This is a genomic window from Streptomyces sp. NPDC030809 (genome assembly GCF_055572195.1).
The window spans coordinates 150,984-156,983 of sequence record NZ_JBVIDV010000023.1; the positions used below are offsets into that span (position 1 = coordinate 150,984).

The window sequence follows — 6,000 nt, forward strand, 5'->3', positions numbered from 1 at the left end:
CGGGGCCTTCCTGCGAGGGTGGCCGCATGGCGATCCTCTCCGGCTCCTTGGGCACCTGGGCGGGCACGAACGGCTTCCGGCTGATGCCGGGCGAGCCGCTCGCGCAGGCCGCCGCGGCGGCGACCGTACGGGCGGCCGCGGGCGGGCACCTGACCTCCGTGGGCTACTCCTGGGAGCATCCCGAGGACGGCCCCCAGGACGGGCTGCTGGTCCTCGGCGCTGCGGGGGAGCCGGGGGAGCTCGTCGCGATGTGGGCCGACTCCTGGCACCAGCAGCCGGTGCCGATGTCCCTCTCCGGACGGCAGACCGCAGGCCCTGCGGAGGTACGGCTCGACGGGACGTACGCCGAGGACTGGGGCTGGAGCATCGTGTTCGAGAGCCTGGGCGGGGACGGCCTGCGGATGCGGATGGACAACGTGATCCCCGCCTCGCAGGCCGGCGCCGAGGTCTCCCCGGGCCCGTACCCGGTGATGGTGATGGACCTGCACCGGGTCTGACACCCCGCCCGGCCCGGCCGCCGGGGCCTGCCGAAACCCGCTGGTCGGGAGCGGTGCCGCCATGGCAGCATGCCGCCATGGATCTCCCACACCATCCCGCCGACCAGGCGCGGCGCCTGGTGCAGGACCGCTTCCCCGATGCGCTGTCCGTCATCCTGGCCGGTTCCACGGCCGCCGGCCGGGCCACCGCCGGAAGCGACCTGGACGTGCTGGTGCTGATCGAGGACGGCGGTGAGACCTGCCGGGAGACCTTCCGGTTCGAAGGCCGCCTCGTGGAACTCTTCGTCCACACCCGGACCGGGATGGCGGAGCTGTTCGCCGCGGACGTCGCCGGCCGTCGCGCCGTCCTCCAGAGCATGTACGCCACCGGCCTCGTCCTCGTCGACAAGGACGGCGAGGCCGCCCGCGCCCGGGCCGCGGCCGAGGCCGACCTCCGCACCGGGCCCCCGCCGCACTCTCCCGAGACCGTGGAGAACCAGCGGTACGCCCTCACCGACGCGGTCGACGACCTCGTCGACGCCCGCGACCCCGCCGAACGGATCGCCGCCGCGGGCCACGTCCTGCACGGCGCCGCGGAACTCCTCTTCGGCCACCGCCGGGCCTGGTCCGGGACCGGGAAGTGGCTCCCGCGCCGCCTCCGGGAGGCGGACCCCGAGCACGGAACCGCCCTCGTCGACGCCCACCTGCACCTGTGCACCACCGGGGACCCGGCGCCCCTGGCCGCGGCGGCCCGCCGCATCCTCGACCTCACCGGCGGCCCGGTGCGCGAGGGCTACCGCCGGGTCTGGCCCGGCACCCCGGCCCCGGCCGACCCGGTGCCCGCCCGCTGACCCGCGCCGCGCAGGCGGCAGCGGGCGGCCCGGTAGCCTCGGAGGTCCCTGCCGTCCACCCCGGGAACCCGCATGCCGCTCACCGGCCCGCAGTCCGCCGACCGCGTGCTCGCCCTGCTCGACGCCGTGGCCGACGCGCCCGGCCCCGTCAGCGCCAAGGCCCTGGCGCGCCGGGCCGGCTGCTCCCTGTCCACCGTGTACCACCTGCTGGGCCCCCTCACCGCGCGCGGGCACCTCGCCCGCACCCCGCAGGGGTACGTCCTCGGCCCGCGGATCCCGGCCCTGCACCGCTCGTACCGGCAGCAGGTGCGGCCCGCCCCCGGCATCGCGGAGCTGCTGCCCCGGCTGCGCCGCGCCACCGGCGCGGAGGCGTACCACACCGCCTACCGGGACGGTCTGATCACCGTCCTCGACACGACGGCGCCGGTCACGGACACGGACAACCCCTTCACCCCCGGCCAGGAGGCCCGCGCCCACGCCACCGCCCACGGGAAGGCCCTGCTGGCCCAGCTGCCCCGGCCGGTGCGCCGCCGCTACCTGGCCGACCACGGCATGGCCCGCCTGACCGACCGTACGATCACCAGCGCCGAGCGGCTGGAAGCCGAGCTGGGCCGGGTCCGGGAACAGGGCTTCGCGGTCTCGGTCGGCGAGGCCGACCCCGCGTACACCTGCATCGCCGTGGCCCTCCCGCACCGGCGCGAGGACGGCGCCGTGCACGCCCTGTCGGTGTCCCTGCCGACGGCCGACTTCCGCCGCCGCGGTCCGGCCCTCACCGCGGCCGTCGCCGAAGCGGCCGCCTCGCTGCCGGCGGCCGGCTGAACCGCGGTTTTCCGGCCCTGCCGGAATCCGGCGCGGCGGCACGTGCGTCCGGGCCGCCGCCCCGGCAGGCTGGCCGCATGATCTTCATCGCCGTCAGGTTCCAGGTCCGCCCCGAGCACAGCGACGACTGGCTCGCCCTCGTGGACGACTTCACCCAGGCCACCCGCAGCGAGCCGGGCAACCTCTTCTACGACTGGTCGCGCAGCGTCGACGACCCGAACGGCTACACCCTGCTCGAGGGCTTCGCCGACGCCGAGGCCGGCCGGGCCCACGTCGCCTCCCCGCACTTCGCGGCCGGGATGGAGACGATGGCCGGCCTCATCGCCGAAACCCCGCAGATCATCCACGTCGAGACGCCCGGCCGGGGCTGGAGCGCCATGGCCGAGCTCTCCCCCCGCCCGTAGCGGCCGGAGCGGGGGACCCGCCCGCGCCCGGCCGTCAGCAGGCGTTGCGCACGTACCCGCTCTTGCGCGGGGTGCGCACGTCCCGGTTGCGTTCGACGACCGGCAGCGTGCGGCCCCAGGCCGCGCAGGCCTTGGTGAAGTCCCGGTGCCGGTACTCGATCACGAACACCCGGCCGCCGTACGCCGCCCGGTACTCCCCGCACTCGGCGTAGCGGCCGCACTCCTCGGCCACCGCGAAGTCGAAGCCGATCCGCTTGCGGTCGGCGAGCATCTCCGTGGTGTTCTTCTGGCCGATGGCCAGCCCTGCGGAGTGCGCCCGCTTCGCGAGCAGGGCCGCGAACGCCGTGTTGTCGGCGCGCGACAGGTACCCCTTGGAACGGGAGAAGGAGTCCAGGTTGTCGGGCTCCACCGCCTGGAACCGGCTGCGCGCACAGCCGTCGATCCACTTGCCCACGATCGCCGCGAGCCGGGTCCGCTTCGCGGCCGAAGAGGTGTCGAGCAGCACCTCGTTCCACGCCCCGTCCACGATCGGGCGCCCGTTGCGGTCCTTCAGCAGCAGGTCCGGGTGGTGGGCCCGCCACCAGGCCAGCTCCTCGGGCTGGGCCTGGAAGGCGTTGACGTAGCAGATGTTGTAACGGCCCGCGGCCACCCGGTCCGAGCGGTCGCGGGAGAGTACCTCGACGTCGGCGGCCGGGGGGTAGGCCCCGCCGATCTGGTAGTCGAAGGGCGCGTTCCCGCGGGGCGGTACCACCCGCGGGGCAGCCGTCGGAGCCGCCGCCTGTGCGGCCGGTGCGAGCACCGCCGCCCCGGCCAGGGCGGCCGGCAGGGTGCCCGCCAGAACTCTGCGGACACCCCCGGGTATCCGCAGGACCGGCCGGCGCGGCCCGCCCTCCCGTCCGTGTGCCGAGCCCCGTCGGACCATGCGTGCTCTCCCCGTTCGTACCGCCTGCGAAGGCCGGATCCGCTGCTCCACCCGCGGGCGGCAGCCGGACCGGCGGCCCCGGCGGAGTGCCGGAGACCGCCCCGATCCTAAGGCGGTGGTGATCAAGAGGGGCGAACGGGTCCCGGGGCCGCGCTAGTTGGTCTTCGTGTTCGTGAGGTGCTTGCCTATGTAGCCGACGATCACCTTGCCGGTGACCCCCTTCGTGTCGTCGAGGAAGTGGATGCGCGGGGACTCGCCCTTGCTGTCGATCTTCAGGTGGGGCTGCATCTCGGCCCGCCCGCCCGCCGCCAGCACGGTGGGCACGGGCAGGATCCGCTCGTCCCCGTACTTCGCCATGGTGGCCTCGGTCTCCGCCATCGCCACCTTCTTGATGGGCCATTGCGAACGGTCCGACTGGCAGTGCTCGTAGAACCCGCCGTGGAAGCCCTCGTGCGCGTCCCGTCCGTAGCGGTCCAGGGCCCGTAACGCGGACCAGACCTTCGCCGCCCACACCCGGCTGCGGTCCGTCTCGTCCAGCGCGAGCGCCGGCTCCTGCTCCGCGGTCACGACCACGTGCTCGAACACGCCGCGGTGGTCCCAGAGTTGCTCGAAGCTCGTCGGCTGCGAGGGCAGCGCCTCCACGATCACCGTCTCCTCCACCCGGCCCGCCCGGGCCAGCCGCCTGCGCAGCTCGTCGGCTTCCGCCCGGGCCCGGTCGATCTCGTCCAGGGCCCGCAGGTGCTCCTCCATGTCGTGCTCCCACAGGGTCCGTTCGGACTGCAGCGCCTTCTCCAGGGAGGCGCTGGTGCGCAGGGCCAGCTCCTCTGAGCTGCGGCGCTGCTCGATCTCCTCGTCGGCGATCTCCAGCAGTGCGGTCAGCTCCTTGACCTGCTCCCGCAGGGTCAGCGTCTCCTCCCCGCTGTGCGCGGTGTGCAGGGCCGCCCGCCGCTCGTCCCGCTGCCGCTGCTCCTCGTCCGGGAACCGAATGCTGCGCAGCGCCTCCGGGAGGGCGTTCCCGGTGGACATGCGCTGCACCATGCGGACGATCGTGTCCCAGGAGGCGGTGCTGTGCCGGTCGGACAGCCGGGCCACGGTGGAGTACCGGTGCCGCGGCGCGTCCGCCGCCCAGGCCGGGTCCACCTCCGGCAGGAAGGTGCGTACCGCCCCCGGGGCGACCCGGTGGTGTTCGGCGGCCGCCCGGAACGCGTCGATCGCGGGGACGGTCTCCAGGAGGTAGAGGGAGGCGTCCCCCGCGCACTTGGGCATGGCCTTCGCCAGCCGCGCCGTCCAGAGCCGGTCCTCGTGCAGCGGGCGGGCGGCGACGACCGCCGGCAGCCGCCGGTCGGGATCGCACAGCACGTCGATCAGTCGGGGCACCTCGCCGGCGGTGATGCGTACGGGGTGCAGGGTGAGCGGGGTGCTCCCGTCCGTGCACGGCAGGGCCTGCACCAGCTGCTCGACCAGCCGCGGCCGGGCCGGTTCCGGCGCGTGCCCGGGATTGGCGAAGCACTCCAGGGCGACGGCCACCGCGGCCGGGGCGCCCGTGCCGGGATCCACTGCGGTGACGGTGGTCCGCCAGGTGGCCTCCGGGCTGTCCTCGCGGAGCTGCAGGCGCATGGCGCTCTCGGCGCCGTCCGCACGGTAGGCCACCTGGGAGAGGAGGACGCGGATGTCGTCCAGGTGGTGCACGCCGGAGGCTATCGGCACCTCGCGGCGGAACTTGGTGTTCAGCCAGGCAGCGGTGATCCGGCGTATGTGGCGCAGGATCTCCTGTCCCTGAGGGAAGGTCAGCGTGGTGCGGTGGGCGAGAGGATTGCGCGGTTCAGGCACGGGCTGCTCTCTGCATGTCGTCGTGACGATGACCCACAAGCCTAGGGGGGAGCAGTACGCCCGGTCAGGGAGAAGCGAGAAGCCCGCACCGGGGCCCGCGGCGTAAAATGTTGCCGTACTCGGGGTGGCCTCTCCCGCGAGGGTGATGCGGCATGAGCGGAATGGTGCGCAGGAACTTCGACGCCGCGGACGAGACCCGTCCCTTCGTCGACGACAAGGGCAGGCTCGACCTGCTGAACACGTCGGGCGGACCCGTCGGCCGGGCCGTCTTCGAGCCGGGCTGGCGTTGGTCGGAGCACATCAAGCCGCTCGCCGGCACCGACAGCTGCCAGTCCGCCCACACCGGTTACGTGGTGAGCGGCCGCATGCACGTCGTGATGGACGACGGGCAGGCGGACGACTACGGTCCCGGCGACTTCATGGAGGTCTCGCCCGGGCACGACGCCTGGGTGGTCGGCGACGAGCCCTGCGTGGCCATCGACTGGACCGGCTTCGGGACCTACGCGAAGCCCGCCTGACGCGGTTCGACGGGCCGATCGGGCCCGGCGCATTCCAGCCCCCTGGCCCTGACCTGGTTCGACTGGTGGATCGGGCCCGGCACCATCCAGCCCCTCCGGCGATTGAGGAGCGGGTCCGGGCGGAGCCCGGTGCCCGGCGCCAGCCGGGTTGCCGGGGGGGGGGGGGGGGGAAAAAAAAAA

7 protein-coding genes are annotated in these 6,000 nt (G+C 74.3%); 5 read left to right on the plus strand and 2 right to left on the minus strand.

Annotation, left to right across the window (positions count from 1 at the left end):
- The first annotated feature begins 26 nt into the window (after positions 1 to 26).
- The 4 genes from ACZ407_RS27610 (at position 27) to ACZ407_RS27625 (ending at position 2,550) form a co-directional block, all read left to right on the plus strand.
- Positions 27 to 497: a hypothetical protein gene (locus ACZ407_RS27610; protein WP_468132835.1), complete on the plus strand. Its 471-nt coding sequence runs from the start codon at positions 27 to 29 to the stop codon at positions 495 to 497.
- A gap of 77 nt (positions 498 to 574) precedes the next feature.
- Positions 575 to 1,327 carry a nucleotidyltransferase domain-containing protein gene (locus tag ACZ407_RS27615; protein ID WP_468132837.1) on the plus strand — a complete coding sequence of 251 codons (753 nt, stop codon included), beginning with the start codon at positions 575 to 577 and terminating at the stop codon, positions 1,325 to 1,327.
- Between the two features lie 72 nt (positions 1,328 to 1,399).
- On the plus strand, positions 1,400 to 2,146 hold the full coding sequence (locus ACZ407_RS27620; RefSeq protein WP_468132839.1) for an IclR family transcriptional regulator: 747 nt from the start codon (positions 1,400 to 1,402) through the stop codon (positions 2,144 to 2,146).
- Between the two features lie 77 nt (positions 2,147 to 2,223).
- Entirely contained in the window at positions 2,224 to 2,550 is a 327-nt protein-coding gene (locus ACZ407_RS27625; protein ID WP_468132841.1) for a putative quinol monooxygenase, read from the plus strand.
- A gap of 34 nt (positions 2,551 to 2,584) precedes the next feature.
- Here the strand turns inward: ACZ407_RS27625 and ACZ407_RS27630 are convergent, their stop codons facing one another.
- Together ACZ407_RS27630 and ACZ407_RS27635 are read right to left on the minus strand one after the other, a co-directional pair.
- Positions 2,585 to 3,472, minus strand: a complete 888-nt coding sequence (locus tag ACZ407_RS27630; protein ID WP_468132843.1) for an endo alpha-1,4 polygalactosaminidase — start codon at positions 3,470 to 3,472, stop codon at positions 2,585 to 2,587.
- Between the two features lie 153 nt (positions 3,473 to 3,625).
- Positions 3,626 to 5,302, minus strand: a complete 1,677-nt coding sequence (locus tag ACZ407_RS27635) for a hypothetical protein (protein WP_468132845.1) — start codon at positions 5,300 to 5,302, stop codon at positions 3,626 to 3,628.
- A 152-nt stretch (positions 5,303 to 5,454) separates the two neighbouring features.
- Here ACZ407_RS27635 and ACZ407_RS27640 point away from each other — a divergent pair, with 152 nt between their 5' ends.
- Positions 5,455 to 5,820 (plus strand): cupin domain-containing protein, encoded by a 366-nt coding sequence (locus tag ACZ407_RS27640; RefSeq protein WP_468132847.1) that lies wholly within the window; start codon positions 5,455 to 5,457, stop codon positions 5,818 to 5,820.
- Positions 5,821 to 6,000: the final 180 nt, after the last annotated feature.

Bases quoted from the DNA above. Each gene is read 5' to 3' on its own strand.
- ACZ407_RS27610 (WP_468132835.1), top strand. From the start codon at position 27: ATGGCGATCCTCTCCGGCTCCTTGGGCACCTGGGCGGGCACGAACGGC.
- ACZ407_RS27625 (WP_468132841.1), top strand. From the start codon at position 2,224: ATGATCTTCATCGCCGTCAGGTTCCAGGTCCGCCCCGAGCACAGCGAC.
- ACZ407_RS27615 (WP_468132837.1), top strand. From the start codon at position 575: ATGGATCTCCCACACCATCCCGCCGACCAGGCGCGGCGCCTGGTGCAG.
- ACZ407_RS27640 (WP_468132847.1), top strand. From the start codon at position 5,455: ATGAGCGGAATGGTGCGCAGGAACTTCGACGCCGCGGACGAGACCCGT.
- ACZ407_RS27630 (WP_468132843.1), bottom strand. From the start codon at position 3,472: ATGGTCCGACGGGGCTCGGCACACGGACGGGAGGGCGGGCCGCGCCGG.
- ACZ407_RS27620 (WP_468132839.1), top strand. From the start codon at position 1,400: ATGCCGCTCACCGGCCCGCAGTCCGCCGACCGCGTGCTCGCCCTGCTC.